Annotated in this window: 20 protein-coding genes and 3 pseudogenes; 11 read left to right on the forward strand and 12 right to left on the reverse strand. The window is 70.7% G+C overall.

Features of this window, described 5'->3' with window-relative positions:
• The first annotated feature begins 5 nt into the window (after positions 1–5).
• The 3 genes from AB0F77_RS27660 to AB0F77_RS27670 all read left to right on the forward strand — a co-directional run bounded on the left by AB0F77_RS27660 (position 6) and on the right by AB0F77_RS27670 (position 2,905).
• Positions 6–1,283, forward strand: a complete 1,278-nt coding sequence (locus AB0F77_RS27660; protein WP_361954209.1) for a cystathionine gamma-synthase family protein — start codon at positions 6–8, stop codon at positions 1,281–1,283.
• 32 nt (positions 1,284–1,315) lie between these two features.
• Positions 1,316–2,203: an alpha/beta hydrolase gene (locus tag AB0F77_RS27665; protein ID WP_361954211.1), complete on the forward strand. Its 888-nt coding sequence runs from the start codon at positions 1,316–1,318 to the stop codon at positions 2,201–2,203.
• Positions 2,204–2,323: 120 nt separating this feature from the next.
• Positions 2,324–2,905: a TetR/AcrR family transcriptional regulator gene (locus AB0F77_RS27670; RefSeq protein ID WP_361954213.1), complete on the forward strand. Its 582-nt coding sequence runs from the start codon at positions 2,324–2,326 to the stop codon at positions 2,903–2,905.
• A gap of 360 nt (positions 2,906–3,265) precedes the next feature.
• Here AB0F77_RS27670 and AB0F77_RS27675 read toward each other — a convergent pair.
• Both AB0F77_RS27675 and AB0F77_RS27680 read right to left on the reverse strand, forming a co-directional pair.
• Positions 3,266–3,429: pseudogene (locus AB0F77_RS27675) on the reverse strand (serine/threonine-protein phosphatase); the annotation flags it as partial.
• A gap of 169 nt (positions 3,430–3,598) precedes the next feature.
• Entirely contained in the window at positions 3,599–4,288 is a 690-nt protein-coding gene (locus AB0F77_RS27680; protein WP_361954215.1) for a HemK2/MTQ2 family protein methyltransferase, read from the reverse strand.
• A gap of 430 nt (positions 4,289–4,718) precedes the next feature.
• Between AB0F77_RS27680 and AB0F77_RS27685 the strand changes: the two are divergent.
• The 3 genes and pseudogenes from AB0F77_RS27685 to AB0F77_RS27695 form a co-directional block, all read left to right on the forward strand.
• Positions 4,719–4,814 (forward strand): annotated as a pseudogene (locus AB0F77_RS27685) (LLM class F420-dependent oxidoreductase); the annotation flags it as partial.
• 60 nt (positions 4,815–4,874) lie between these two features.
• The gene (locus tag AB0F77_RS27690; protein WP_361954217.1) at positions 4,875–5,492 is read left to right on the forward strand and encodes an isochorismatase family cysteine hydrolase; all 618 of its coding nucleotides are present in this window, start codon (positions 4,875–4,877) and stop codon (positions 5,490–5,492) included.
• Between the two features lie 148 nt (positions 5,493–5,640).
• Complete coding sequence (locus tag AB0F77_RS27695) at positions 5,641–6,828, forward strand: alcohol dehydrogenase catalytic domain-containing protein (protein WP_361954219.1); 1,188 nt, start codon at positions 5,641–5,643, stop codon at positions 6,826–6,828.
• An 82-nt stretch (positions 6,829–6,910) separates the two neighbouring features.
• Here the strand turns inward: AB0F77_RS27695 and AB0F77_RS27700 are convergent, their stop codons facing one another.
• From AB0F77_RS27700 to AB0F77_RS27710, 3 genes are all read right to left on the reverse strand, one after another.
• Positions 6,911–7,081, reverse strand: coding sequence for a hydrophobic protein (locus AB0F77_RS27700; protein WP_361954221.1), 171 nt, complete (start codon positions 7,079–7,081; stop codon positions 6,911–6,913).
• A 95-nt stretch (positions 7,082–7,176) separates the two neighbouring features.
• Positions 7,177–8,049, reverse strand: a complete 873-nt coding sequence (locus AB0F77_RS27705) for an SDR family oxidoreductase (protein WP_361954263.1) — start codon at positions 8,047–8,049, stop codon at positions 7,177–7,179.
• Positions 8,050–8,360: 311 nt separating this feature from the next.
• The gene (locus AB0F77_RS27710; RefSeq protein ID WP_361954223.1) at positions 8,361–9,155 is read right to left on the reverse strand and encodes a DUF6328 family protein; all 795 of its coding nucleotides are present in this window, start codon (positions 9,153–9,155) and stop codon (positions 8,361–8,363) included.
• A 38-nt stretch (positions 9,156–9,193) separates the two neighbouring features.
• Here AB0F77_RS27710 and AB0F77_RS27715 point away from each other — a divergent pair, with 38 nt between their 5' ends.
• Positions 9,194–9,352, forward strand: coding sequence for a hypothetical protein (locus tag AB0F77_RS27715; RefSeq protein WP_361954225.1), 159 nt, complete (start codon positions 9,194–9,196; stop codon positions 9,350–9,352).
• Positions 9,353–9,492: 140 nt separating this feature from the next.
• Here the strand turns inward: AB0F77_RS27715 and AB0F77_RS27720 are convergent.
• Both AB0F77_RS27720 and AB0F77_RS27725 read right to left on the reverse strand, forming a co-directional pair.
• Positions 9,493–9,873 (reverse strand): annotated as a pseudogene (locus AB0F77_RS27720) (ornithine decarboxylase); the annotation flags it as partial.
• A gap of 77 nt (positions 9,874–9,950) precedes the next feature.
• The gene (locus tag AB0F77_RS27725) at positions 9,951–14,387 is read right to left on the reverse strand and encodes a cation-translocating P-type ATPase (protein WP_361954227.1); all 4,437 of its coding nucleotides are present in this window, start codon (positions 14,385–14,387) and stop codon (positions 9,951–9,953) included.
• 162 nt (positions 14,388–14,549) lie between these two features.
• On the opposite strand from AB0F77_RS27725, the gene AB0F77_RS27730 reads away from it, so the two are divergent.
• Positions 14,550–14,894 carry a hypothetical protein gene (locus tag AB0F77_RS27730; RefSeq protein ID WP_361954229.1) on the forward strand — a complete coding sequence of 115 codons (345 nt, stop codon included), beginning with the start codon at positions 14,550–14,552 and terminating at the stop codon, positions 14,892–14,894.
• Positions 14,895–15,003: 109 nt separating this feature from the next.
• Here AB0F77_RS27730 and AB0F77_RS27735 read toward each other — a convergent pair whose 3' ends face one another.
• Positions 15,004–16,125 carry an amidinotransferase gene (locus tag AB0F77_RS27735; protein WP_361954231.1) on the reverse strand — a complete coding sequence of 374 codons (1,122 nt, stop codon included), beginning with the start codon at positions 16,123–16,125 and terminating at the stop codon, positions 15,004–15,006.
• 232 nt (positions 16,126–16,357) lie between these two features.
• Here AB0F77_RS27735 and AB0F77_RS27740 point away from each other — a divergent pair, with 232 nt between their 5' ends.
• Together AB0F77_RS27740 and AB0F77_RS27745 are read left to right on the forward strand one after the other, a co-directional pair.
• Positions 16,358–17,338, forward strand: coding sequence for a TerC family protein (locus tag AB0F77_RS27740; protein ID WP_361954233.1), 981 nt, complete (start codon positions 16,358–16,360; stop codon positions 17,336–17,338).
• A 4-nt stretch (positions 17,339–17,342) separates the two neighbouring features.
• Positions 17,343–17,579, forward strand: a complete 237-nt coding sequence (locus AB0F77_RS27745; protein WP_361954235.1) for a hypothetical protein — start codon at positions 17,343–17,345, stop codon at positions 17,577–17,579.
• A gap of 99 nt (positions 17,580–17,678) precedes the next feature.
• Here AB0F77_RS27745 and AB0F77_RS27750 read toward each other — a convergent pair whose 3' ends face one another.
• Positions 17,679–19,307 carry an MFS transporter gene (locus AB0F77_RS27750; RefSeq protein WP_361954237.1) on the reverse strand — a complete coding sequence of 543 codons (1,629 nt, stop codon included), beginning with the start codon at positions 19,305–19,307 and terminating at the stop codon, positions 17,679–17,681.
• A 336-nt stretch (positions 19,308–19,643) separates the two neighbouring features.
• Here AB0F77_RS27750 and AB0F77_RS27755 point away from each other — a divergent pair, with 336 nt between their 5' ends.
• Positions 19,644–20,369: a hypothetical protein gene (locus AB0F77_RS27755; RefSeq protein ID WP_361954239.1), complete on the forward strand. Its 726-nt coding sequence runs from the start codon at positions 19,644–19,646 to the stop codon at positions 20,367–20,369.
• A gap of 13 nt (positions 20,370–20,382) precedes the next feature.
• Here AB0F77_RS27755 and AB0F77_RS27760 read toward each other — a convergent pair whose 3' ends face one another.
• The 3 genes from AB0F77_RS27760 to AB0F77_RS27770 are packed head-to-tail and all read right to left on the reverse strand — an operon-like array spanning position 20,383 to position 23,949.
• A complete protein-coding gene (locus AB0F77_RS27760) occupies positions 20,383–21,966 on the reverse strand; it encodes an NAD(P)/FAD-dependent oxidoreductase (protein ID WP_361954241.1) in 1,584 nt (527 codons plus the stop codon).
• On the reverse strand, positions 21,963–22,694 hold the full coding sequence (locus AB0F77_RS27765) for a methyltransferase domain-containing protein (RefSeq protein ID WP_361954243.1): 732 nt from the start codon (positions 22,692–22,694) through the stop codon (positions 21,963–21,965). Before AB0F77_RS27765 ends, AB0F77_RS27760 begins: the two co-directional genes overlap by 4 nt.
• A 58-nt stretch (positions 22,695–22,752) precedes the next feature.
• Positions 22,753–23,949 carry a lycopene cyclase family protein gene (locus tag AB0F77_RS27770; RefSeq protein WP_361954245.1) on the reverse strand — a complete coding sequence of 399 codons (1,197 nt, stop codon included), beginning with the start codon at positions 23,947–23,949 and terminating at the stop codon, positions 22,753–22,755.
• Between the last annotated feature and the right edge of the window lie 126 nt (positions 23,950–24,075).

Here is a 24,075-nt window from a genome sequence, read left to right on the forward strand (position 1 = left end):
GTGAAATGAAGTCGAAAGACTACAAGAACCGCACCATCGCCCGGCGGTCCATGCGGCCGGAGACGTTGATGATGGGGTACGGCTATTCGCCGGCGTTCTCGGAGGGTTCCCTCAAGCCGCCGGTATTCCTCACCTCGACGTTCGTCTTCGAGACGGCGCAGCAGGGCAAGGACCTGTTCGACATCACGGCTGGACGGCGTGAGGCGCGTGCGGGGGAGGAGGCCGGTCTCGTCTACTCGCGCTTCAACAACCCCAACTTCGAAATGCTGGAGGACCGACTGGCCGTCTGGGACGATGCCGAACGCGGTGCGGTATTCGCCTCGGGAATGGCGGCGATCTCCACGACCGCGCTCACTTTTCTTCGGCCGGGTGATGTGATCCTGCACTCCCGACCGCTCTACGGTGGCACGGAGACGTTCATCCGCAACACGCTGTCGGGTTTCGGTATCGACGCTGTCGGCTTCACCGACGGCCTCGACATCCACTGTGTCCGAGCCGCGGCGGACGAGGCGATGAGCAAGGGTTCCGTCGGCGTGATCTTCGTCGAGACACCCGCCAATCCCACCGGGGGGCTCGTCGATCTCCGGTTGACGGCGGATGTCGCGGACGAAATAGGCCGCCGTCAGGGCCGGCGTCCGCTCGTCGTGGTGGACAACACCCTTCTCGGTCCCATGTTCCAGCAGCCGCTTGCGCACGGAGCCGATCTGGCCGTCTACTCGCTCACCAAGTACGTGGGCGGACACAGCGACCTCATCGCTGGCGGAGTGACGGGCAGCGCGGAGTACGTCCGTAAGGTTGTGCAGACCCGCAGCGCCCTGGGAACACAACTGGACCCGCACACCAGCTGGATGCTGCTGCGATCCCTCGAGACCCTGAAGATCCGTGCCGAGCGGGCCAACGACAACGCTCGTCGCCTCGCCGAGTACCTGCGGCGGCACGAGAAGATCGACAAGGTCGACTACCTGGGCTTCCTCGACGCGAGCGACCCTGCCCGTGAGGTGTTTCTGCGGCAGTCGACCGAGCCGGGATCGACCTTCTCCTTCTCCGTCAAGGGCGGGGAGAAGGAAGCCTTCGCCTTCCTCGACAGACTTGCCGTGTGCAAGCTCGCCGTGAGCCTGGGCGGCACCGAAACACTCATCTGCCACCCCGCGTCGACAACCCACTCGGGTGTGCCCAAGGACCTTCGGGAAGAGATCGGCCTGTCGGACGCGCTCATCCGTATCTCCGTCGGCATCGAGAACCATGACGACCTGATCGCCGACCTCGCTCAGGCGCTCGACTGACGTGCTTCCGTACTCGCGAAGGAGGACTTCACATGGCCGTGGTCCATGTCGGCGGGATAGCGCTGGAGTACGACACGCTCGGGCCCGTGTCGGGCGAGCCTCTGCTGATCGTGCAGGGACTGGGCGACCAGATGGTCAAATGGGACGACGGGTTCCACCAGGCTCTCGTTCACCGTGGTTTCCGGGTGATCCGCTTCGACAACCGTGACGCCGGCCTGTCGACACATCTCGACGAAGAACCTGTGCCGGACTGGACCACCGCACTGGCGGAAGCCGCTCAAGGTCTGGCGCCCGACGTGCCTTACGGCCTGGAGGACATGGCCGTCGACGCGTTGGCGGTACTCGACGCACTCGGAGTTACACGTGCGCACCTGGTCGGCGTGTCCATGGGCGGCATGATCGCCCAACTTCTCGCGGCCGACCACCCGGCACGTGTGTTGTCCCTGACCTCGATCATGTCGAGCACGGGCAACCCGGCGATCCCCCTGGCACGCCCGGAAGCCCTGGCGGTTCTCATCGCCCCCACACCCGATCCATCGGACGAGGATGCCTATCTCGCTCACGCGCTCCACGTCGCCAAGACCCTCGGGAGCCCCGGATACCCGGACGACGAGGCGGGACTGCGTGCCCGTCTGCTGAAGGCGGCGCGGCGCGCTTTTGCCCCCGCGGGCTGCGGCCGTCAACTCGCCGCCATCGCCACCGGTGGCGACCGGCGCGACAAACTGAAGGGAATCACTGCTCCGACGCTGGTGATTCACGGCACCGATGATCCTCTGGTGCCCATCGAGGCGGGTCAGGACACCGCCGAATGCATTTCGGGCGCCGAGCTCTTGGCCATCCCGGGCATGGGCCACAACCTGCCGGCCGCGCTTTACGAGGACGTCGCCGATGCCATCACGACTCTGGCCCGAGAGTCGTGAGCCGACGAACATCGCTGTCCGCGTCGGCAGGGCCGAGCCAACGGTAAGTTACACCTAGTAGGCTGGCTTCGGTAACCTGCCGGTGAGGGACGACGGAGGCATCTTGTGGTTGCGCGGCGAATGTCACGGGCCCAGCGACGCCTCCAACTCCTCGACACCGCGCTGGCCATCGTGCGCGCCGAAGGAGCCGACGTCCTGACCCTGGCTCGCGTGGCCGAGGACGCGGGTGTGTCGAAACCGATCGCCTATGAGCACTTCCAGACCCGCACCGGGTTGTTGCAGGCGCTGTACCAACGGATCGACGACCAGCAGACGGCGGCCGCCCGAGCCGCTCTGGAGGCCGAAGCCCACACGCTCGAAGAGGCAGTCGTGATCCTCGCCGAGGCGTACGTGGATTGTGTACTCCATATCGGCAAGGAGTTCGGAACGGTGACGGCGGCGCTGTCCGCCGGTGCGGAGACGGAGGAACTTCTACGCGAAGGCCGGGAGCGCTACGCCGAAACCTACCTGGCGGCCCTCGAACAGTTTGTGGTTTTGCCGGAGAGGGAGGGCAAGGTGCTCATGCTCGGTGTCATCGGCGCCGCCGAAGCGCTCGCACGCGAGGCGAGCGCCGGCCGGATGAGTCACACCGAGGCGACTGCCGCGATCGGCCGCATCATGCTCGGCGCTGTGCGAACCGAACGGCCGCCGGTGTCGTTCTGACTCACGATGCCGCTGTCGAGGCCGCAGGTGCAGCGTACGACCGCGCGTCCGGTCGGCCGGGAACGGTTCGGCGGACGGGGTCTTTTCCGCGGCTGGCGGCGGCTATTCGGTGTCCGTGGTCCGGTGAACGTTCGTAGGAGTGGCCGGTCGCAACGACCTCCACGGCGATCTCGGCTCCGTGCTGCCGGCGGTCGTCCACGGCGTGCGGGAAGAGCACGCGGTGCGCGTTTCCGTCGCTCTGCAACTGGTCGGTCCACTGCCGGAGTTGCACAGCCCGTCGCGACTGATTCGGCACAGGAAGCAGCCCCCGGGGTTGTCGTGCGCGTCAACCCTGGTCCTGCCCTTTCGCAGGCCGGCCTGTTATGTGTTCGGGGGTGCCGGGGTGGGGCTTTCTTCGGTACGGGGGCCGTGCCAGTCCAAACAGAGCACGGTGGCGTCGCGTCGGCCAGGTGTCCGTGGCAGACGTCGGTGACCGCGGCGATCAGGGCGCGTACGACCTCACGGGGATGCTCGGTGGCGGTGTCGCCGGGCGCCGCTGCCGTCGAGGGCGATGTGCAGCAACTGACCGGTGGCGAAGGTGCTGCGGCAGTGATGCGCCGGGACACGGTCGCCTCGTCCTCCTCGCCCAGCACTTCGACCGGTCCCTCCACCAGGATTGGGCCGTCGCGCTGGACGCGGATACGGCGCGGCCGTTCAGATGTGTTCGGCACGGATCACCACCAGCTCCTCCGCCGTACGGTCGTTGCTGTCGGCGACCAGCCCGCGTTCGCGCAGCCAGTCGAGCCGGGAACGCAGTACGCGGCCGAAGGGCAACCGGGTACGGTCGACGACCTCGGCGCGCAGTTCCGCAGCCCGCAGCCGTGTCAGCGTCTCCGCCACACCGCTGAGGTGCGAGTGCACCATCAGCAGTCGGCCCCCCGGCCGCAGCACCGTCGGCGCCGCCGCGCAGATGCGGTCGATCAGCAGTCGGCCGTCCGTCCCGGCGTCCCAGGCGCGGGCGGGGCCCCGGGGCGGGCCGTCGCCGGGCGGGGCGGGGACGTACGGCGGATTGGTGACCACGAGGTCGAACCGGCGGCCGGGGACGGCGGATGCCAGGTCACCGTGGCGGACACGCACCACCTGCCCGTTCAGCAGGGCGTTGCACCAGGCGGAGACCAAGGCCTGCCACGAGATGTCCACCGCAGTCACCCTGGCACCCAGCCGTGCCGCCTCCACCGCGAGCGCTCCGCTGCCGGTTCCGAGGTCCAGGACCTTGGTACGGCTGGTGATCCGCTCCCGGTGCAGCGCCCGCCGCAGCAGCCCGGTGTCGGTCTGCGGCCGGTAGACCCCGGGCGGGGTCCAGCAGCGGAACCGGGAGGCGGAGGTGAGGGATTCGGCCGTCATCGCGGGACTTCTGTCAGCCGTGTGCCGTCAGCGGGTGCTGGGCGAGCGCCCGGGCCACTCCGTGGAGGTTGTCGGCGATCGTGCGGCCGAGGCCGTGCGCCCGACCGGGGCTGTCGGGGCCCGGTCCGGGGCCGAGATGCGATGACTAGGGCTTTCACGGGCCTGCTCCACGGGGTGTGGGGGAACGGGTGCCGGACGACGGACGACGGACGACGCCGGCCGCGTCACACGGGTACCCCTGGGCCGCCGCTGTAACGAAAGAACGGGCCGAGATGGGCATGGAGCTGACCGTGGCCGAGAGGGTCACTTCAGCCGTGACCGATCGCGCGATCGATTTCCCAGTGGCCCCTCTCGCACCGGACACCCCTCACGCGCCGTTAGGCCGACTGCCCGCCGGGTACTCGGGGGTGCCGGCTCGGGGTCGACACCGGAGGAGGCGGTGCAGATCATCCGGCAGTTGTTCACCGGCGAGCAGATCAGCCACCGCGGCAAGCACTACACGGTGGAGAACGCCCGTCCGTACACCAAGATGCTTCCCCACCTGCGCGACTGACGACGCGGGAACACCGGACGGGCGGCGAGGGCCGTGGAACGAACCTCAAGCGCGACGGGGCTCGCCCTCATCGTGATCGACATGATCAACACATACGACCACGAGGACGCCGAGCTGCTCGTGCCGTCCGTCCGACAAGTCGTACCGGTCCTGGCGCAGCTGATCGGCCGGGCCCGCGAGGCGGACGTGCCGGTGATCTACACGAACGACAACTTCGGACTGTGGCGTTCCCATCACGGAGAGCTGGTCAGCACCGCGCTGGCCCGTCCGCACGCCGACCTGATCGAGCCGATAAGGCCCGACGACGATTCGCTTTTCGTGGTCAAGGCACGCCATTCCGTGTTCTACGACACGCCCCTGGCCTACCTTCTGAGGCGACTGGGCGTCGGACTCGTGGTGCTGAGCGGACAGGTCACCGAGCAGTGCGTTCTCTATTCGGCTCTGGACGCGCACATCCGCCACCTGGATGTCACGGTGCCCAGGGACGCCGTCGCCTCCATCCACCCCCATCTGGAGTCCGCCGCGCTGGAAATGATGGAGCGCAACATGGGCGCCCGGATCACCACGGCGAAGGAGATCGGCTTCGCCCACCCGCCCGCCACGGCCGATGGCCCGCCCCGGGTCGGCCCCGGCCACACCGAATCCTGGTGACGACACGGCTCCCTACGGCAGGCGGCGGGCACGCCTCGCGCCGGCCGAGGCGTGTCGGATCGGTGCGGGCGGGGACTCGGGGCGAAAGGTATCGGCCCCCGTCACCAGGCACGAGCCGGTGCGGAGCCGTGGAGCGAGGAGGCTGACGATGCGCGCACTGACATGGCAGGGGAAGCGGGACGTACGGGTGGAGACGGTTCCCGATCCGGGGATCGAGAAGCCGGACGACATCGTCGTGAGGATCACGTCGTCCGGGATCTGCGGTTCCGACCTCCATCTGTACGAGCTGTTCGGACCGTTCCTGGAAGCCGGCGACATCCTCGGCCATGAACCGATGGGCGTCGTCGAGGAGGTCGGACCGCAGGTGCACGCCCTCAAGCAGGGCGACCGCGTGGTCATCCCCTTCAACGTCTCCTGCCGCGACTGCTTCATGTGCGACCAGGGGCTCTACTCACAGTGCGAGACGACCCAGGTGCACGAGTACGGCACCGGGGCCTCCCTCTTCGGGTACACCAAGCTGTACGGCCAAGTCCCGGGTGGACAGGCCGAGTTCCTGCGGGTGCCGTTCGGGAACCGGCTGCCCGTCCAGGTGCCCGCCGGCCCGCCGGACGACCGCTATGTGTATCTGTCCGACGTGCTGCCCACGGCCTGGCAGGCGGTCGAGTACGCGGACGTCCCGCAGGGCGGCACGGTGACCGTGCTGGGGCTCGGACCCATCGGCGACATGTGCTGCCGCGTCGCACGGCACCGAGGGGCCGATCTGGTGGTCGGGGTCGACCTGGTGGACGAGCGCCTGGAACGGGCCCGCGCCCGCGGGGTCACCTGCTTCGACCTCCGTGAGACCGCGGGCGACGACCTGACCAAGGCGGTCCGCGACCTCACCGACGGGCGCGGCACGGACGCCGTCATCGACGCCGTCGGCATGGAGGCCCACGGGGCACCGTTCGCCAAGGCGGCGCAGTGGTTCGTCGGACACCTCCCCGACGCGATGGCCCGGCCGCTCATGGAGAAGGCGGGCGTCGACCGGCTCGGGGCCTTGCACACCGCCATCAACCTGGTTCGCCGGGGCGGCACCGTGTCCGTCTCCGGCGTCTACGGGGGAGCGGTCAACCCGATGCCGCTGCTGACCATGTTCGACAAGCAGATCCAGCTGCGCATGGGTCAGGCCAACGTGTGGCGCTGGGTGGACGACATCCTGCCGCTCCTCACGGACGAGGACCCGCTCGGCGTCGACACCTTCAAGACCCACGCAGTACCCCTGGAGGACGCCCCGAAGGCGTACGCGATGTTCCAGGCCAAGGAGGACGGCATGGTCAAGACGCTCCTGAAGCCGTGAGCACGCACGAGCCGGGGCCGGCCGGGAAATCCCGGTCGGCCCCATTCTCTTGAATTTCCCTGAAATCCGTGTCCTTTCGGACTCACCACCTGTACCAGCGGCCCCGGCTTCCGCTGGCCGTCGTACCGCGGACAAGGAAGCCCAGCAGCCACAGCACCAGGACGACGAGCGCGATCCACCAGAGTATTTTCACGGCGAATCCCACACCGAAGAGAATGAGGACCAGAAGAAGAACCAGAAGAATAGGAACCATGATTACCTCCTGAACCCCGTATGTCCCCGGAATCGAATGTCATTCCTCCCGGCCGGGATGTTTTCTCGACGTTCTCGGCCGTAGCTCTGCCCCCTCTAGGGCAGGGGCGTGCCCCCGGTGGCATTGAGGATCTCGGCGGTGATGAAACTCGCCCGTCGCGAGGCGAGGAAGACATAGGCGGGCGCCATTTCGGCAGGCTGGGCGGGGCGCCCGAGCGGTGCCTGCTTGCCGAATTCCACGGTGTCGGGCAGCGTCGCCGGAATCAGCGGAGTCCACACCGGTCCAGGTGCCACCGCGTTCACGCGGATTCCGTCGTCGACGACCATCTGTGCGAGCCCCTGTGTGAAAGTGACGATGGCCCCTTTTGTCATCGCGTAGTCGAGCAGATGCGGACTGGGCTTGTACGCCTGCACCGACGTCGTGTTGATGACGGAACCGCCGGCGGGAATGTGCGGCAGGGAGAACTTGCACAGCCAGAACATGCCGTACAGGTTCGTCCGGACGACCCGGTCGAACTGCTCGGTCGAGATCGCCCCGATACCGTCGGGTTGCGACATCTGATAGGCGGCGTTGTTCACCAGGACGTCGATGTGCCCGAACTCGGCGACGGCCCGGTCCACCACATGGCGGCACTGCTCCGCCTCGCGGATGTCACAGGCTACGGCGACGGCCTTGCGGCCCGCGTCCTCCACCAGCCGGACGGTCTCGTCGGCGTCGGCGCTCTCCTCCGGCAGATGCGTGAACAGGACGTCGGCGCCCTCGCGGGCGAAGGCGAGGGAGACGGCCCGCCCGATGCCCGAGTCACCCCCGGTGACCACCGCCTTGAGGTCGCGCAGCAGTCCGCTGCCCTCGTACGACTCCTCGCCGTGGTCGGGCGGCGGGTCCATGGGGCCGGTCCAGCCCGGGTGCTCCTGGTCCTGCGTGGGGAACTCCGGACGGGGGTGCTTGCTGGTCGGGTCCTCGGCCATACGCCACCATCTCCTCCCTGGACACTTTGCGAACGGGCGCGCATGGGCGCTCCGCCGCGTCACACTGGGTGCCCCGCATCCGCGACCGCACACGTGCGGACCACGCACGGTCGCCTCACTCCCGCCCCCGATCCGGAGCAGGACCGCTGCAAACGTCCCAGTGTGTCCGGAGCCACGCCTCCGGAGTGACGGCGGCCGTATCCCTCGCCGGGAGGGTCGGCACGGCAGCGCGTGTGCTACCGGAAGAGCGGCCGGCTCCGCGATGTCGTCGACCGCATGAGCGACCTGACGACCCACCCCGGTCGGCGTGGTCACGACTGAGACTTCTCGCGCACGGTGCGTGCGATGCGTGCGGCCAGGGGGAGGACGAACCAGGACACCGCGTACAGGGCGGCCACTCCGACGGTGATCCAGAGCGCGGTGTCGTGGTTCGTCAGTACGGTGCGCAGCACGAGGAGCACGGCGCAGGTCATCGTCGCCAGCAGCAGCACCAGCGCGACGAGGGTGATCAGCGAGGCCCAGTGCACGGCCTGCGGTTTGATGTGCTGTCCGGTGGTGATCCGGTGGAGCGCGACGGGGGCGACCAGGGTGCAGGTCGTCAGGGCGCCGAGGACGACCGTGACGGCGTACAGCACATGGTCGGTCTCGGGCAGTGAGTGGAACAGGGGCTGGAAGGCCACCGTCAGCAGGAATCCGAAGAGGATCTGCACACCGGTCTGGGTGACCCTGATCTCCTGGACCAGGTCGTTCCACTTCCGGTCGGCGCGCTCCTGCGGTGTCTCCTCCCGACCGGTGTCGGCGGACAGCGCGTGCTTGTCGGTCACTTCCGTCTCCTCCTCCGTCTGCGTGGCGGGTCGGTCCTCGGCCACGACACGCATGGTGCCGAGCTTCCGGTCGGCCGCGTCCGGCAGGAACATCCCGGCCGCGACACCCGTGGTCAGGTACTCCAGCACCGGCTCGGTCAGCCGTTCGCCGGGCAGCACCACGGGGATTCCCGGCGGGTAAGGGGTGATCGTCTCCTCCGCGATCCTGCCGACGGCCCGGTCGGCCGACACCTTCTCGTGCCGGGCGAAGTAGGCGTCGCCCGGCAGACCGACCTGCTTCATCCGCGGCCATGACGACGGGGAGGGGATCGAAGTCCGCGGTGAGTCCCGGGTCGCAGAAGTCCGCGGCGTCGTGGACGTGGAAACCGTCGATCTCCTCGATGGCCGTACGGGTGCGCGCGGCCAACTCCAGCGCGCCGCCGATCAGTTCGCGCCCCGACTGCACCATCTGCCGGCGCCAGGCGTCGATCCCCGCGTAGAGCAGGACGTTCGGACTGGTCGTGCCGAGCGGATCCGTCCGAGACGCCGACTCCGCCGGATCGATCGCGGCCGCCGACGGCGGATGGGTGATGTGCCGGGACACGTCCCACTGCGGCTCCACCCGCACCGGTTCGACGCCGGAGAGGATCAGTCCGAAGACCACCGACTTGTGGGCGTCACGCCCGACCGGCAGCCGGTTGCCCGGACACGTCACCGCGAGCATGGTGGCCTTCACCGACAGCGAGCTGCCGCACGTCGAGAAGAACGTGTGCTCGGCGTGCGCGGCATCGGCCATCAGTTCCTCGGCCCGCGCCGACATGCCGCCGCGCGCGGGCCGGTCGTCGAGGCCGCCGTTGGCCAGGACGTCGCCGAAGAAGACGGCATTGCCCGGAACGGCCCGGGCACGCGGATCCGCCCCACGGGCCTGCTTGTGTCCCGGAGGTGTGAACGCCGACTCGCCGACCTCGTGGTAGCGGGCGAGTGCGTCGACGACGGGTGCTTCGTCGTGATGCGGACCCATGCAACAGCGGTTCCCGCAACCCCGGCGGTCATGTCGGACGGACCACCCGAACGGACGCGGACCGCCACCACGCCGTGCTACGCCGAACGCCGTCGCGATCGCGGTGCCCCTGGAGTGTCGAACCGTGTGCGGACGCGCGTGATCAGCGGTGGGAGGAAGGGTGAGGTCACCGTCGCCCCGGCCGCTGCGGACAGGGCGATCCCCCACGCGACCGGGCCAAGAGGCGCGCAGCCGAAGAACTGGCTCAGGACCGGGGTCTGGACGACGGCCGCCAACGCGGCCAGTGAGCCGAGGGAGGACACGGCGATCGATCCGCTGCGACCCCCGACGAGGAGGGTCTGGCCGAGCTGCGCGCCGACGAGTGCGACCAGGGCGACGGTACGGGCGCGGGTGGCCCGACCGGTGAAGCGTGCGGCGAGCCAGCCGGCCGTGGCGCCCAGTGCCGTGGCGGCCGCACGGCACACCATCTCCTCGGACAGGGCCGTACCGAGCGACACTTCCGGTCCCTCGCGGAGCATGCGCTCGGCGGCCTCCCGCCGCGGTGGGCGCAGGGCGACGGCCATGGCCGGCGCGAGATCGGTGAAGAGGTTGACCAGCAGGAGCTGGCGGGCCGTCAGGGGCGAGGATCCGGTGGCGGCCGCGCCGAGGAGGGTGAAGGCGATCTTACCGAGGTTGCCGCCGACCAGGATCGCCAGGGTCTCCCGTACGGAGGCCCACATCGCGCGTCCTTCCACGAGCGCGGCGAGCACCGTCTCCAGCCGGTCGTCCGTGACGACCAGGTCCGCTGCCGCACGCGCGGCAGGAGTGGCCCGCCTGCCGAACGCGATCCCGATGTCGGCGAGCCGGATGGCGGGGGCGTCGTTGGCACCGTCGCCGGTCATCGCGACCGTACGGCCCAGACGCTGGAACGCCCGCACCACACGGACCTTGTGCACCGGGGTGCCGCGGGCGACGACACCGACGTCGGGCAGCAGTTCGTCCAGGGCGTGGTCGTCCAGGTCGTCGAGTTCGGCTCCCGTCACCACCCTTCTGCCGTCCAGGACGCCCAGTTCCCGGGCCATCGACTCGGCGGTGCCCGGATGGTCTCCGGTGATCATGACGATGTGCACGTCGGCGTCCGCGAGACGGCGCACCGCGTCCCGGGCGGTGCCGCGCACCCGGTCGGCGAACGCGAGGAACCCCCGGAAGTCGAGGCCGTCCACCGTCTCGTCGGTGAGTCTGCCGCCGGGCGCGTCCCGCAGTTCGGCGACCGCGAGAACCCGGTGCCCCGCCGCCGCCAGCTCCTCACCGGCCGCGAGTACGGCGTTCCTGCCCTCGCTGTCCAGGTGTCGCCCGCCGCGCGTGGCACAGCGCTCCACGACCTCCTCCGGCGCCCCTTTGACGGACAGGATCCGATGTCGGCCGCAGCGGCCCCGCGTCGCGTGGAAGACACGGTTCGCCTCGAACGGCAGGCTGGAGGTGCGCCGCCAGCCAGGTGCGCCCGTCGTACGGGTGACCCGAGCGTCCCCGGCGCCGTCGGTGACCGCGCCGTCGGTGGCGTGTTCCAGTTCTCCGCCGTTGTGCGGACGTGGTGTCGCCCGCAACGCCGCGGCGAGGACCGCGCGTTGCTCGTCCTCCAGCTGTTCGAGGCGGCGGCTGCGGCCGTCGGCGGCGACGGCGACCAGGGAGATCCGCCCGTGGGTGAGAGTTCCTGTCTTGTCGAAGCACAGGACGTCGGTACGACCCGCCGCCTCGATGGTGCGGGGATGTCTGAGCAGGGCTCCGCGCGCGGACAACCTTCTGGCGGAGGCGAGTTGGGCGGCCGACACCAGGAACGGAAGGCCCTCGGGCACGCTGGCCACGGCCAGTCCGACGCCCGCTCCGACCGTGGCCCGGGCGGGACGCCCGCGCAGCAGGCCCGCCCCCACCACACCGGCGGCCGAGCCGAGGGCCACCGGCAGCGTGGTTCGGGTGATCCGGGCCAGCCGGCGTTCGACTCCCGCGGCAGGGGCCGTACCCCGCCCACCCGCCGCGGCGCGGCCCGCCTCGGTGGCCGCACCGGTCGCGACGACGACCGCGCGACCGCGGCCCGCCGCCACGGTGGTGCCCTCGTAGACCATGGAGGTACGGTCTCCGAGGTCCGCGGCCAGAACCGGCGCCACGCTCTTGGCCACCGGCAGCGACTCGCCGGTCAGCGCGGATTCGTCGACTTCCATGTGGTGGTCCTCCAGCAGGCGGGCGTCGGCCGGTACGACGTCACCCGGGTTCAGGTTCACCACATCGCCCACGGCCAGTTCCTCGGCGGGGGCGACGGTCTCCTGCCCGTCCCGGACGACATGGGCCGTCACGGCCGATTCCCGGCGCAGTCGACCGACCGCGCGGTCGGTCCGGTACCGCTGGAAGCCGCCGAAAAGCCCTGACAGCGCGGTGACCGCCACGATGACCACGGCGTCGAGGAGGGCACCGACCGACGCCGACATGGCCGCCCCGGCGCCGAGGACGGGCGTCAGGGGGTTCGCCATCTCGGAGAGATAGGCCCGGCCGAGTGATGCGCCCGGTGCCGCGTCGCCGGTGGTGGAGGCCCGTGTCCGCGCTTCCTCGGACGTGAGTCCCCCGTCGCCGCTCCTGGTCCTGGCGAGCGCGGTGGCCGGGTCCATGGCATGCCACGGGTGCCGCGGTGTGGGCAGCGGCGGGGGCCGCCGCAGCAGTCGTACGGCGACCCAGGCACCGGCCAGCGTGCCCAGTGCGGCGGCCGTGTTGAACGCCGTCACTCCCCGGGCGGCGGGACGCCGTGCCCGTCCCGCCAGCACCGCCGTCGCCCCGACCACGGCCGCGGCCTGGGCGAGCCGCACGCCCACATGGGCGGTCTCCCGGGCGGCGCGACAGGCGTCCACGATCGTCACGGCCGACGCCGGATCGCCGTCCAGGTACAGATCCGCGCCCCAGGGCGGTCTCTCCCGCGCGTCCGCGAATCCCACGCCGACATCGGCGGCCAGGAGCGCGCGGCGGTCGTGCGAGATCACCAGCACGCCGTCCCCGTCGCGTTGCAAGGTCCGCACCGACTCGTACAGCCGGTGGGCCTCCCCGGCGTTCCCCTCGTTCCCCTCGTCCGCCTCGGCGACCGCGTCGGCCTCGCGCACGGACACGTCGGCGCTGTGCGCGCCCGCGGCCACGACCCTGAGACCCGCGGCGTGGGCGGCCGAGACGAAGGCGCTCGCCGCTTCGTGCATCTCGGGCAGCACGGAGATCACCGCGAGCAGGCGCCTATCGTGCGCGAGGCCCAGCACGAGCCCTGCGCCCTCCCGCCGGAGGCGTTCCTGGGCCCGCTCGCCCGTACGTCCCCGCAACGACAGCTGGTCGACCGGCCCCAGCGCCCACGCGCCCTCCCGCTGCACGCGTTCGGGGGAGAGGCCGTCGAACAGGCGGTGGGCCGTCGCGGCGAGCTCACCGGCGGGCACGTCCTCGTCGAGCGCGATCAGATCGGCCGGCCTGTGGACCCCGGTGGCCAGTACGTCCGTGTCGAGCAGCACCGTGCTGATCCGGTCGAGCCGGCGCAGCGCCTCGGGGGCGGCCACGACGACTCCTCGCCGAGCCATGCCTCGCCCGAAAACGCAGGCGAAGCCTTCGCGCGCCAGCAGCGGAGCCTTCGGAACGGCCGCAAGCGCCGCCCCGACCGCCCGCCCGGGACGCCTGGTCACCAGCAACGATCCGGCGAACGATGCCGTCGCCACGCCGAGTGCCCGGTCGGCGTACCGCTCGACCGGCCCCGGTTTCAGCGGTGCCTCGCGGGCAGTCGCCGGGGGTGCCGTGCGATGGGCACCCGCCTCGGGGTTGCCCGTGAGGCGTGGCTCGGCCGCCGTCCACGCGGCCGTCTCCGCGGCGGCCTCCCTCGCGCGCAGGACGTGCCGCAACGCGTCCACTCCCGTCCCGACCAGGCCGCCGGAGCCCGCCTGGCCGAGCGCGGTGATGGAGGACAGGAGCACTCCCGCGGTCTCGGCCCCGACCGCCTGCTCGACGAGGTGCCGCAGCCGGGGATGGGTGTCGACGATCGGGACGAGTGCCGCGATGCCCGCGGGGACGGGGGCGTGGCGCGTCAGACCGGCGAGGGCCGCCACAGGTGCGGCGGCGACATGCATGGCCACGGCCGAGGCGGAACGGCGGGTCGTGCCGCCCGACGCCGGATGCTCGGGCAGCGGGTGTACAACGCCGTGCGCCTCCTCCACGGCCTCGACGACCGCGGTCAGGGCGTCCTCGACCGCTTCGCCCTCGTACTCGCTCCCGGTGCCGACAACGGCATGTCCGAGCACGGTGTTGACCACGGCCCAGTCGACCGACGGCAGAGCGGCCAGACGCCGCTCGACCTCCTCGGCCAGCTTCTCCGCCGAGGACTCCGGGAGGCCGCCGGGGTGCAGTCCCCGTACGGCGATGTGCGCGCGCCGTCCGAAGAACCGGACCCGGGCCCGGCCTTCGCCCCGAGGCACACCCACCGCGCGGGCCACCACGGCCCGCAGCAGCCCCCTTCCCGGCAGTGCCACAGCACATCACCAGCTCCCGTGCTCCGGCCCCCCTCTCGGTGTGCCACCTCAGGCAGGAACCCCGGGTTTCCATGGCAACGCGTTCCATGCGCGCACGCCACCGGAGGCGCGCGAGAATTGAAGAGGCACACCACACCGACTTCGACGAAGGGAGTGAGGGTGATGCCCAAGGCAGCGGAGAAAATCCGGGAGGAGACGCACGCGGGCGACGGTGCCGGTCTGCACCTGCACATGCGCACGCTGCACCCTTCGGTCCCGATCCCGTACCTCACCAAGGAAGAGGTGACGAGTACGGCCCGGGCGGCGACGTCCCGGCTTCCCGGTCCGCCCGCCGCCAAGGACCTCGCGTTCTACGGAGGCCTTGGAGCGCTGACCGTGGCAGGGGCGCTGGAGTGGCCGGTCGCCCTGGCCGTGGGCGGAGCCACCTGGCTGGTACGCAGCACACGCAGGGAGCACGAGGAGAAGCAGCCGGACCACGTGAAGAGGGCCAAGGGCCCCAGCGCTTAGGCACGACCTGACGGCGCGCGGCGGTGTGAGCACTGCCGCGCGCCCGGTCGTCACACGGCGGTCGCCGCGAACGCGGTACGCGGCCTCTCGGGTGAAGGAGTGGGCCCGCTCATGTGTCGTACGACTGGAGGCTGCCCCGGCGTCGGACGTCGAGGGTGGCGCAGTGGAAGGAGCCTCCGAAGGGTGCGTAGTGCAGGAGGTCGGCCGGGATCGGGGTGAAGCCCCATTTCTCCAGTGCGCGCAGCATGCCGGTGTGGTGGCGTTCCGCGACGACTCGCTGTTGGTCGATCATGAGGACGTTGAGGCTGAGCCACTTGCCGCACATGGAGGCGATCTTCAGTAGCCGGTCGGAGATGGGGTCGGGTTCGGGGGCGGTCAGGATGTCCCAGGAGCGCAGGGCCTCGGGCAGGTGGTCGACGTCGATGTACTCGGGGTTGACGAGGGCCTTGCCGGGGCCGAGCGGCAGGAACGTCGTGTCGATGTGCATGGGGGTGCGGCAGCGGCTGGGGATCTCGTGGATGCGGTAGCCGGGGCCGAGGTGCCGGCGCAGCCAGTTGATGCCCATGGCGTTGGTGACGTTGCTGCGCAGGGCGAACAGGTCGCGTCCGGCGCGGACGAAGTCCGCCGCGTCGAAGACCGGCTCGAATTCGGTGAGGATGTAGCGCATCGGTTCGCCGTCCCGGGGGACGGTGAACCGCTTGTCGTAGAGCTCGTCGGTGAGCTGTGGTTTCGGGGCGGCGGTCCAGCGTGCCCCGCGCCGGAAGTAGTCCTTCAGCAGCCTCCGGTAGGAGAGGGTCTCGAAGTAGCGGCACGGCCACGCCATCGGGGTTTCGATGATCTCGTCGCCGATGACCAGCAGGCTGTCGCGGGGGCAGGTGTTGCAGAAGCCGTGTGAGGACCACGCGGGAGTGCTGAATCCCGCCCGGTGATCGACCGGGTCCGGGCGGGTGACCGTGATGCCGAGGGAGCGCAGCAGGCAGACGAACTCCTCCAGTTCCTGCCGAGCGGGTCCGACCAGGGCCCGCGGGTAGCGGCGGCCGGCGGTCAGACGCTGGAGGCGGGCGGCCCAGCGGGGGAGGTTGCAGGTGACCACCGGATGGCTGGAGGGGATCGCCGCACCGTCGAGGCGGCCCACGACGATCTCTTCCAGTGGATCCCACTCGGTGTGCGAACACACCGCTGACCTGCGGATCGCTGTTGCTTGCTCGGGCAGGGTCGGATTCGTGGCCATCGCGACGTCCTCCGTCCGTCGATGGCGACCCGCCTCCCGCGTCCCGTCCTGCCGGATATGTTCCGAGTTCCCCACGTGCACGGGGTCAAAGCGCTTTGTCGCCGCCGGATCGTCCGGGACGCTCGCCGCGCGGCCGGAGCGGCGCTCGGCCCGTCGTGCGCGAGACAACTGCGGTTGTGTCCCGCAGACTCGAAGGACGGGTTCCGGTCGATCACGTCTGCGAGGTCGGGCCATGCATGACGTGCCCCTGTGGCTGTGGCTGGTGTTCGCCGTCACGGTGCTCGTGTCGCTGGCGGTGGACCTCCTCGCGCACCGCGAGGCCCATGTCATCGGCTTCCGCGAGGCCGCCGCCTGGAGCGGGGTCTGGGTCGGCCTGGCGATCGTCTTCGGCGGCGTCGTCTTCCTCGTGGTCGGCACCACCGCCGGAGTCGAGTACACCACCGCGTGGCTGCTGGAGAAGAGCCTGTCGGTGGACAACCTGTTCGTGTTCGCTCTGATCTTCGGCTATTTCCAGGTGCCGCGCGCCTACCAGCACCGGGTGCTCTTCCTCGGTGTCCTCGGCGCCCTGGTCTTCCGCGGGATCTTCCTCGCCGCAGGTGTGGCGGTGGTCAGCCGGTTCACCGCGGTGCTCTTCGCCTTCGCGGCCGTCCTCTTCTACAGCACCTACAAGATCCTCAAGGGCGAGGACGAGAGCTTCGACCCCGGCAAGAGCTTCGCCGTACGGCTGCTGCGCAAGGCGATCCCGGTGCGCGACGAGTACGCGGGACCCCACTTCTTCGTCCGGGAGGCCGGACGCCTCGTCGCCACGCCCCTGCTGGCGGTCGTCGCCGCGATCGAGGCCGCCGACCTCGTCTTCGCCGTCGACAGCGTGCCCGCCGTCCTGGCCGTGAGCAGCGACGCCTTCATCGTCTACACCAGCAACGCCTTCGCCATCCTCGGCCTGCGCGCCCTGTACTTCATGCTCGCCGGCCTGCTCGACCGCTTCCACTACCTCAGTACGGGCTTGGCGATCATCCTCGCCTTCATCGGTGTCAAGCTCGTCCTCCAGGCGTCCCACAAGATGATCAGCCCCGCCGTCCCCGAGATTCCTTCCCTGGTCAGCCTCGCCGTCATCGTGACGGTCCTCGCCGTGTCGATCACGTTCAGCCTGCTCCGCCCGCCCCGCGACCGAGGGTCAAGAAAAGGCCAAGAAGCTAAAGCGGTAGTAAAGTGAGGGTATGGAAGGCCAGCCGAAGCACAGGACGACCCCAGCCTCCCAGCACCGCTGCCCCTCCTGCCGGCGGCCGGTGAAGAGCGTCGTGGAACGCCACAGGAACATGGGCGTCTACGTTCCGCGCTGGACGGCGGGCCCGTGCCACAACCCCCGCTGCGAGCGGTACGTGTCCGAGCAGGTGACCATCGACTCGGTACGCGGTGCCACCTGGAGGAGACTGACCGACTGGAAACACCACTGACCCGCACGAGGTCCGCAGGCGTCGCCCCTCGGTGTCCCCGCGGGCCGTGGCCGGACCGGTGGTGGCTCCGGTCCCGCTCGCAGGTGATTCCTTCCGGGCTCAGCGCGCGGATCCGGTCGCCCCGGCCGGAGTTTCGGCGTCCGGTCGCCGCGGACGGCCTTCCCGGGCGGTGGGCAGGTGCGACGTGACCAGGAAACTGGCGAGGGCGATGCCGCCGGTGGCCAGGATCGCCGCCTTCAGGCCGTTCAGCTGCGCGGAGGCGTAGGAGTCCGCGACGGCGTGGACCTCGGACGGCGGCAGCCCGGCACGCTCGGCCGCCGAGCGCACCTGATCCGTGGGGACGAAGGTGATCCCGGCCTCCAGGGAGACACCGACCTGTTCACGGGTCCCCGCGGACAGCCGCGGGTCGTCCGCCACCTGCGTGGTGAAGGCGTGGGCCAGCGCACCGATCAGAATGGACCCGATGAGCGCGGTGCCCAGCGCGGAGCCCAGATTCTGTGCCGTGAACTGGAGCCCACCGGCCTCACTGCGTTCCTCCTCGCCGACGCCGGACTGGACGACGTTGCCCAGCTGCGAGGCGAGCAGGCCGACGCCCACGCCCAGCAGGGCCATGGAACCGGCGAACTGCGCGTCGTCGATGACCGGGTCGATCGTGGCCAGCAGCCACACGATGGCCGCCACCAGGATCGCCAGGGCCAGCCGGACCACCCGGCGCGGCCCCCACAGCCGTCCCAGCGAGGAGGCGGACAGGGAGGTCACCAGCATGGTGGCGGACACCGGGAGCAGACGCAGCCCCGTCTCGAAGGCGTCGAACCCCTGAACCACCTGCAGATACAGCGGAATCGTGAAGAACAGCCCCAGCAGGATGAGGTTCTGGCTCAGCAGCGTCATCAGGCCGGACCGCAGCACGGGTCTGTCCAGCAGGGACAGGTCCACGAGGGGGTCGGCGCCCTGGTGCTCCCGCCGCCCCTCCCAGTGCCGGAAGAGGGCCAGGACGGCCACCCCGGCGCCGACGACGAACAGCGTCGGTGCGAAGCCGAGCACGGTGAAAGGAGGGTTGCGGGGCTGCACCCATCCCCAGGTGCTGCTCTGCAGCACCCCGAGGACGCCCAGCCCCAGTCCGGCGACGGAGAGCACCGCGCCGACCCCGTCCAGCCGGGGACGCGGACCGGCCGGGGCGGGCGTCGCGATCACCCGGCGGCACAGCAGGACGGCCACGACGACCACGACCTCGCCGGCGAAGACCAACCGCCAGGTCAGATACGTCGTCACCCACCCGCCCAGCAGCGGTCCGACCGCGATCCCGGCGCCGGCGAGGCCCCCGATGACCGCATAGGCGATGGCCCGGTCCTTCCCGCGGTACGACTCCGCGACGAGGGCGGCCATGGCCGGCAGCACCATGGCGGCGCCGAGCCCCTCGATGACGGACCAGCCCAGCGTGAGGACCCACAGAGTGGGTGCCACGGCGGTCAGGGCCGATCCCACGCCGTAGACGGCCAGCCCCAGCAGGAACATGCGGCGACGCCCCAGGATGTCCCCGAACCTGCCGCCGATGATCATGAATGCGGCCATGACCAGCGCGTACAGGGTGATGACCGCCTGGATGGCGGTGACCTCCGTGTCGAAGTCCTCGACGAGCTGACTGATGGACACGTTCATCACGGAGGTGTCCAGGACCATGAGGAACTGGGCCGTGCCGAGGACGATCAGAGCCCGCCAGTGCTTCACGGTGTCCACCTCGCAGAGTCGTCCGCCAGGGTACGGAGGGATCGTCCCTCAGGGGGTGATTCATGATAGATACGATTTGTGCCGTCTCGGGATGATCTGAGAACTGCGGGTTCCCGCGGGGAGCCCTCCCCTGAGCGCTCGTTGCTGGCGTCGGTCGTCACCGATCCAGGGCACCTTCCCGAACGCCTCGCCGACTTCACCGTCCGCCGTATCGGTCCGGCCGTGCCCGAAGCGATCGCCTCGCTTCGGGGGAGTCGTCCCGACGCCACTGAGGCGGAGCTCAGGGCACGGGTGGTCGCTCGCGGCCGAAGGGCCGTCGTATCGGAGGGATCGGTCGTGGGCGGCCCGTTCCTCGTGCTCATTCCCGTCGCGTTCTGCGCGGCGCTGCTCCGCCAGGCGCGGACGGTCCTGGAGCTGGCCGCCCTCGACGGCCGCGACCCCACGGCGAGCGCCCGGGCCGGCGAACTCCTCGTCCTTCAGGGCGTGTACGAGGACACCCGGCAGGCCCGGGACGCGCTCGCCCGCGCGGGACGCGCCGCCGTCGCACCCGACGCCCCCGCCCGTAGGAAGCGATGGGCGATCCTGTGGGACGTCACCCTGCGCATGGCCCACCTCCTCGGCATTCTCGCGCCGGCCGACGAGAGCCAGGACACGGGCCGACGCGTCCGGCGGGTCGCCGTCAAGGCTTGGCGTTGGCTGCTCCTCGGCCTGGTCTTCCTGGTCGGGCTGGTCGCGCCCCTCGTCTGGCTCCCGTACCTGGCGACGATCTACCGGCGCGCCGACGCCCGCCTGGCGGACCGTGTCCTCGCCTATTACTTCGCCGACACCGCGTCCGCCCCGCCCCACCGGACCTCCCGCTTCGAACCGTTCGAACCGGAGGTACCGGCAGCCGCACTCCGCGCGCTCCTCTCCCTCCTCGTGCCGCTCGTCCTGACCGCCGTGACCTTCCTGACCGGCCTGCGCATCGCCGGGAGCCGCTGGCCGGTTCTCGGCATCACCCTGGCGACGGCGTCCACCGGGGTCGGCGCGCTCTGGTACTGGCGCCACCACCGGCGCCGTTGACCGTCCTCCGAGCTCAGGTCTCCCCGGCCGGTGTGCCCGGCGTCCGTCCGAATCGTCGTGCGAGGGCGCGCAAGAGCGTGGACCGCCCGTGATCGGGCACGGTCCACAGCGTCTGCCCGCGCACGCCCCACCTCTCCAGCAACGCGTTTGCGGCGAGGAACCCCGACGTGGCGGCGCGCTCCATGAGGGCCACGGGCAGGTCGGTGCGCACCAGATCACCTGCCATGACGACGCCGGGGTCCGGGGTGCGGACCGTGGGCCGATGCGCGTGGCCGCCGACGGCGAACAGGGGGCAGTCCGCTCGCCATTCATGGTGGGCGGATACGACCCGCGCGGCGCCGGTCTCCGGAAACACCTGGTGGAGTTGGTTGACCAGGTGCTCCTCTTCGATGCCGCGGGCGGCGTGCCGCGGAAGTGCGTAGGCGTGGAGTTCGATGACGGAGCCCCCGGTGTCGGCGGCCCAGGACGCCGCTTCCCTTTCCCAGTGGGAGACCACGCTGATGTTGTCCAGGGAGCGATAGCCGCTGGTGCCCAGGAAGCCCGGACGGCCGGCGTCGACGGGGCGATCCAGCCACAGGCGGGACACCAGGAACGGGGGAGCGGTCCGCAACCGGGCGATCCGGGCGCGCCACGCGGCGTCGCCGAGCTGTGGCGAAGCCTCGACGACCGCCTGGAGTCCGCCGGTGTCCAGGGCCAGAACGACGGCGTCGTGACGTCGCACGGGTCCGTCCGTCGTGACCCGGAAACCGCCCGAGGGATCGGGGTGAACGCAGTGCACGGGGGCCGATGTCCGTACCTCGGCGCGGTGGCCGGTGAGATAAGCCGTCAGAGGGTTCCACAGAGCCTCCGGGTAGGGGTCGCGGGGCACGTCGAACAGGAGACCCTCGCTGGAGCCGAGGAAGTAGATGTGGAACATCAGCGCCATCTCGGCCGCCGACAGGTGGCGGGGGTCGGCGAAGAAACTCCGGGAGAACACCTCGAAGGCCAGGGCGCGGGCCGCGGGAGGAAAACGGATCGCGTCCAGGAAGTCATGGGCGCTGACGTGGTCCAGCTGTTCGTGGACGCCATGCGTCCGCACATCGAGCAGAGGCAGCGCCGTCGGCGCGTCCATGGAGAGCAGATCCCTGACGGCGAAGGTCGGGCTCAGGGCGGCGAAGCCGATCGCGCTCCAGGGCGGTGTGCGAGGTACGTGGCGGAAGCTGTCGCGCAGGCCGCTGCTGTGTTGCAGGGGGTAGTCCGGCAGCGCGGTCAGCCCCTCCAGCCAGGGGTCCGTCCTGCGCAGGAGCCCACGTAGGTTGTAGTACTGGCGAAAGAAGGCGTGGAAGCCGCGGCTCATGGTGGCGGATCGGCCGCCGGCGAGGGCGACGGGCCACCCGGTCAGGCGGCCGCCCAGGTGGGGTTCGCGCTCGTACAGCGTCACCCGGACACCCCGCTCGGCGAGTGCGGTGGCCGCGGCCACTCCGGCGATGCCGCCGCCGATGACCGCGGCCGAGGGCGGATCGTCCGTGATCCTGCGCTGCCCGGGGCGGGGGCGGATGACTTGGGCGTGCCGGTCGCGCCCGTGCCGCCGAGCGAGCCGGTCACCCCACGGCGTCATGAGTCGCCGTCCGTTTCCCGTTCGGGCCGGCGGCCGAGGAAGGTATGGGTGATGCCGGTCTGCCAACCGGGCAACGGCAGCACGCGGACCTGGTCGAATCCGGACCGGCGGAGCCGGTCGCCGAACGCGGGGGCGGTGTCGAAGGTGTCGACGCTGTGCCGCAGATGGCGGTACAGCCTCCGATCGCCGGTGAGGGAGCCGAGCGGAAGGACGACCGTGCGGTACACGACCGTCCAGACCACGCGATCGACGCATCGCCCGCTGAGCGTGTAGTCGTGCACGGCGATCCGCCCGCCCGGCACCAGCAACTGGTGCACCGTGTGCAGGGCGGCGTCGGGGTCGGCGACATTGCGGAACACATAGGCGGCGAAAACGACGTCGAACGGTCCGTCCACCACCCCCGCGGACAGGTCTTCCACCGTGGCGCGCACGAAGGTGACGGTGCGGGGCCAGGGCTTCGAACGTGCCCTTTCCAGCATGCCGGCCGATGCGTCGATCCCGACGACCTCCGCCCGCGGCAGCACGGACACCAGCGCCGCTGTGGAAGCGCCCGTGCCGCAGCCGAGATCGAGCACCCGGCGACCGGCGCCGCCACCCGTGAGACCCAGTCGCCGGGCGGAACGGCGCAACTGGCTGTGGTATCCGGGATTCAACGCGACCAGGCGGTCGTAGGCACGGGCGCCGTCGTCGAAGGCGGCGGCCAGCTCCGCGCCGCGCAGCAAGGTCATCAGCTCGCTCCTGTGGGGATGTCCGCCGCGCCGTGGCGGGAGGCGGGGCGACCGGATCTCAGTTCCGGGGAGAGGGACGACGCGGGACCAGGGGCAGCTCGGCCGCCGTGCGCAGCATGCGGGCCACGGGAGTGCGCAGGCCGATGGCGACGTCCTCGTACAGGTGGGTCCGCCCGTCGAGGAAACGCAGCAGACGCCGTGGGGGGACGCGGCTGAACAGCCGGTGGAAGAAGTCGGGGCCGTCGACCCGTCCCGTGGCCAGCGCGCGGAGCAGGACGGCGTCCATCATGCGCGACCTCGCCGGATAGGCGGGCGGCGGCACCGGCCGCCGCCCGGTACGCACGGATCGTGCGACGGCGTCCACCTGACGCTGGATGGCCGCGAAGGTGTATCCGGTGGCGGGGCGGGTCGCCCCGCCCGCGGTGCCGATCCGGAACACCGACGCGGCGCTCTCCCTCGGGAACGCGGCGTCCGTCATGGGGATCACTCCGGTCTCCGACCAGAGCACCCGTATGGTGCCGAGCCCCAGAACCCGGTGTGCGTAGTGGTTCAGCGCGGTGTCGTACGCGTCCGAACTCAGGGGCTCGGGCCCGAATTCCGTGTACTCCACCAGGGCGGTGCGCCGACTGGTGGGCAGTACGTACCCGAAGGACAACCCGCGAGCGGGCTGCGAGGTGCGGAAGTCCATCAGGTCGACGACCTCGGGGTCGAACGAGGGCTCTTCGGTCCGCAGGTACCAGCCCTTGAAGTGCTGCAGCAGGTGCGTGCGGGCGGCGGGCAGGCGCCGCGGGGGACGTGAGTCGAAGGCCCAGCGGGCGTCCACCGTCACACGGGCGCCGTCGGCGTCGACCGCCCGCACCCGGGTGGTGCCGTCGGGCAGGGCGGTGATGTCGTCGACGGTCGCCTCCATACGGCGTACGCCCGTGCGGGCCTTCAGGTCACCGTCGATCAGCGTCTGGAAGTCGTCGGACCGCATCATTTTGTAGCGCATCGGTGAGATGCGCCGTTCGGCCGCCGCTCCGTGCCGGTCCCTCGTCCGCAGCCACTCCCAGGAGCCCGTCACCGCGGCGTCGTAGGCGCCGGGACCCGTCTCCCAGTAGCACCAGGTGCGTCGGGGCGGCACCAGGGGACCGGCCGGCGGCGTGATCAGTACGACGGACGGCGCGGGCCGCGCCGATGCGTCGAGCGACATGCGGTGTGCCAGCGAGAGACCCGCGGCCCCCGCACCCACGATCGCGACGTCCGTCTCGGCCACGGTCCTCCTCCACCACGCCGCGAGTGCTGCCCCTAGGGCGTGTTTCGAAAGTCCCGCCTGGCCCGCGACGCCTGGCACGCACACTCGCTGCGTTGTCGGAACGCCCAAGTACATCCAGTACGAGGG

The sequence above is a fragment of the Streptomyces sp. NPDC026672 genome (assembly GCF_040638185.1).
GTDB lineage: Bacteria > Actinomycetota > Actinomycetes > Streptomycetales > Streptomycetaceae > Streptomyces.

Coding starts and splice junctions, on each gene's coding strand:
- AB0F77_RS27660 (WP_361954209.1), top strand. CDS start 6: ATGAAGTCGAAAGACTACAAGAACCGCACCATCGCCCGGCGGTCCATG.
- AB0F77_RS27665 (WP_361954211.1), top strand. CDS start 1,316: ATGGCCGTGGTCCATGTCGGCGGGATAGCGCTGGAGTACGACACGCTC.
- AB0F77_RS27670 (WP_361954213.1), top strand. CDS start 2,324: ATGTCACGGGCCCAGCGACGCCTCCAACTCCTCGACACCGCGCTGGCC.
- AB0F77_RS27680 (WP_361954215.1), bottom strand. CDS start 4,288: ATGACGGCCGAATCCCTCACCTCCGCCTCCCGGTTCCGCTGCTGGACC.
- AB0F77_RS27695 (WP_361954219.1), top strand. CDS start 5,641: ATGCGCGCACTGACATGGCAGGGGAAGCGGGACGTACGGGTGGAGACG.
- AB0F77_RS27700 (WP_361954221.1), bottom strand. CDS start 7,081: ATGGTTCCTATTCTTCTGGTTCTTCTTCTGGTCCTCATTCTCTTCGGT.
- AB0F77_RS27705 (WP_361954263.1), bottom strand. CDS start 8,049: ATGGCCGAGGACCCGACCAGCAAGCACCCCCGTCCGGAGTTCCCCACG.
- AB0F77_RS27710 (WP_361954223.1), bottom strand. CDS start 9,155: ATGAAGCAGGTCGGTCTGCCGGGCGACGCCTACTTCGCCCGGCACGAG.
- AB0F77_RS27730 (WP_361954229.1), top strand. CDS start 14,550: ATGCCCAAGGCAGCGGAGAAAATCCGGGAGGAGACGCACGCGGGCGAC.
- AB0F77_RS27735 (WP_361954231.1), bottom strand. CDS start 16,125: ATGGCCACGAATCCGACCCTGCCCGAGCAAGCAACAGCGATCCGCAGG.
- AB0F77_RS27740 (WP_361954233.1), top strand. CDS start 16,358: ATGCATGACGTGCCCCTGTGGCTGTGGCTGGTGTTCGCCGTCACGGTG.
- AB0F77_RS27745 (WP_361954235.1), top strand. CDS start 17,343: ATGGAAGGCCAGCCGAAGCACAGGACGACCCCAGCCTCCCAGCACCGC.
- AB0F77_RS27760 (WP_361954241.1), bottom strand. CDS start 21,966: ATGACGCCGTGGGGTGACCGGCTCGCTCGGCGGCACGGGCGCGACCGG.
- AB0F77_RS27765 (WP_361954243.1), bottom strand. CDS start 22,694: ATGACCTTGCTGCGCGGCGCGGAGCTGGCCGCCGCCTTCGACGACGGC.